The 3,186-nt window shown below is 57.1% G+C and carries 1 rRNA gene; it reads right to left on the reverse strand.

What is annotated here, in order from left to right:
• Positions 1-21: 21 nt before the first annotated feature.
• Positions 22-3,137, reverse strand: a 23S ribosomal RNA gene (locus tag Q8A52_RS48730).
• Positions 3,138-3,186 lie beyond the last annotated feature (49 nt).

Raw genomic sequence — 3,186 nt, forward strand, 5'->3', positions numbered from 1 at the left:
ACACAGTGGACGCGAGCAACTGAGGACAAGCCCTCGGCCTATTAGTACCGGTCAACTCCACCAGTTACCTGGCTTCCATATCCGGCCTATCAACCCAGTCGTCTACTGGGAGCCTTACCCCATCAAGTGGGTGGGAGTCCTCATCTCGAAGCAGGCTTCCCGCTTAGATGCTTTCAGCGGTTATCCCTCCCGAACGTAGCCAACCAGCCATGCCCTTGGCAGAACAACTGGCACACCAGAGGTTCGTCCGTCCCGGTCCTCTCGTACTAGGGACAGCCCTTCTCAAGACTCCTACGCGCACAGCGGATAGGGACCGAACTGTCTCACGACGTTCTAAACCCAGCTCGCGTACCGCTTTAATGGGCGAACAGCCCAACCCTTGGGACCGACTCCAGCCCCAGGATGCGACGAGCCGACATCGAGGTGCCAAACCATCCCGTCGATATGGACTCTTGGGGAAGATCAGCCTGTTATCCCCGGGGTACCTTTTATCCGTTGAGCGACGGCGCTTCCACAAGCCACCGCCGGATCACTAGTCCCGACTTTCGTCCCTGCTCGACCCGTCGGTCTCACAGTCAAGCTCCCTTGTGCACTTACACTCAACACCTGATTGCCAACCAGGCTGAGGGAACCTTTGGGCGCCTCCGTTACTCTTTAGGAGGCAACCGCCCCAGTTAAACTACCCATCAGACACTGTCCCTGATCCGGATCACGGACCCAGGTTAGACATCCAGCACGACCAGACTGGTATTTCAACGACGACTCCACAACCACTGGCGTGGCTGCTTCAAAGTCTCCCAGCTATCCTACACAAGCCGAACCGAACACCAATATCAAACTGTAGTAAAGGTCCCGGGGTCTTTCCGTCCTGCTGCGCGAAACGAGCATCTTTACTCGTAGTGCAATTTCACCGGGCCTATGGTTGAGACAGTCGAGAAGTCGTTACGCCATTCGTGCAGGTCGGAACTTACCCGACAAGGAATTTCGCTACCTTAGGATGGTTATAGTTACCACCGCCGTTTACTGGCGCTTAAGTTCTCAGCTTCGCCCCACCGAAATGGAGCTAACCGGTCCCCTTAACGTTCCAGCACCGGGCAGGCGTCAGTCCGTATACATCGCCTTACGGCTTCGCACGGACCTGTGTTTTTAGTAAACAGTCGCTTCTCGCTGGTCTCTGCGGCCACCCCCAGCTCGAGCAGCAAGTGCTCTCACCAGGCGTGGCCCCCCTTCTCCCGAAGTTACGGGGGCATTTTGCCGAGTTCCTTAACCATAGTTCACCCGAACGCCTCGGTATTCTCTACCTGACCACCTGAGTCGGTTTAGGGTACGGGCCGCCATGAAACTCGCTAGAGGCTTTTCTCGACAGCATAGGATCATCCACTTCGCCACAATCGGCTCGGCATCAGGTCTCAGACCATGTGCTGTCCGGATTTACCTGGACAGCGTCCTACACCCTTACCCCGGGACAACCACCGCCCGGGATGGACTACCTTCCTGCGTCACCCCATCACTCACCTACTAACCGCTTGGTCCGGCGGCTCCACCACTTTCCTTTGCCCGAAGGCTCCGGAACGGCTTCACGGCCTTAGCATCACGATGCTCGATGTTTGACGCTTCACAGCGGGTACCGGAATATCAACCGGTTATCCATCGACTACGCCTGTCGGCCTCGCCTTAGGTCCCGACTTACCCTGGGCAGATCAGCTTGACCCAGGAACCCTTAGTCAATCGGCGCAAACGTTTCTCACGTTTGTATCGCTACTCATGCCTGCATTCTCACTCGTCAACCGTCCACAACTACCTTCCGGTGCTGCTTCACCCGGCAGACGACGCTCCCCTACCCATCACAGCGCCCGTTGGGGCTATATGCTGCAATGACACGACTTCGGCGGTACGCTTGAGCCCCGCTACATTGTCGGCGCGGAATCACTAGACCAGTGAGCTATTACGCACTCTTTCAAGGGTGGCTGCTTCTAAGCCAACCTCCTGGTTGTCTGTGCGACTCCACATCCTTTCCCACTTAGCGTACGCTTAGGGGCCTTAGTCGATGCTCTGGGCTGTTTCCCTCTCGACCATGGAGCTTATCCCCCACAGTCTCACTGCCGCGCTCTCACTTACCGGCATTCGGAGTTTGGCTAAGGTCAGTAACCCGGTAGGGCCCATCGCCTATCCAGTGCTCTACCTCCGGCAAGAAACACACGACGCTGCACCTAAATGCATTTCGGGGAGAACCAGCTATCACGGAGTTTGATTGGCCTTTCACCCCTAACCACAGGTCATCCCCCAGGTTTTCAACCCTGGTGGGTTCGGTCCTCCACGAAGTCTTACCTCCGCTTCAACCTGCCCATGGCTAGATCACTCCGCTTCGGGTCTTGAGCGTGCTACTGAAACGCCCTGTTCGGACTCGCTTTCGCTACGGCTTCCCCACACGGGTTAACCTCGCAACACACCGCAAACTCGCAGGCTCATTCTTCAAAAGGCACGCAGTCACGAGGATCCGAAGATCCCGACGCTCCCACGGCTTGTAGGCACACGGTTTCAGGTACTATTTCACTCCCCTCCCGGGGTACTTTTCACCATTCCCTCACGGTACTATCCGCTATCGGTCACCAGGGAATATTTAGGCTTAGCGGGTGGTCCCGCCAGATTCACACGGGATTTCTCGGGCCCCGTGCTACTTGGGTGTCTCTCAAACGAGCCGCTGACGTTTCAGCTACGGGGGTCTTACCCTCTACGCCGGACCTTTCGCATGTCCTTCGCCTACATCAACGGTTTCTGACTCGTCCTGTCGCCGGCAGACGACAGAAGAGAGATCCCACAACCCCGCATGCGCAACCCCTGCCGGGTCTCACACGCATACGGTTTGGCCTCATCCGGTTTCGCTCGCCACTACTCCCGGAATCACGGTTGTTTTCTCTTCCTGAGGGTACTGAGATGTTTCACTTCCCCTCGTTCCCTCCACACTGCCTATGTGTTCAGCAGTGGGTGACAGCCCATGACGACTGCCGGGTTTCCCCATTCGGAAACCCCCGGATCAAAGCCTGGTTGACGACTCCCCGGGGACTATCGCGGCCTCCCACGTCCTTCATCGGTTCCTGGTGCCAAGGCATCCACCGTGCGCCCTTAAAAACTTGGCCACAGATGCTCGCGTCCACTGTGCAGTTCTCAAACAACGACCAGCCACCC

This window comes from Streptomyces herbicida, assembly GCF_032656585.1.
Taxonomy (GTDB): domain Bacteria; phylum Actinomycetota; class Actinomycetes; order Streptomycetales; family Streptomycetaceae; genus Streptomyces; species Streptomyces herbicida.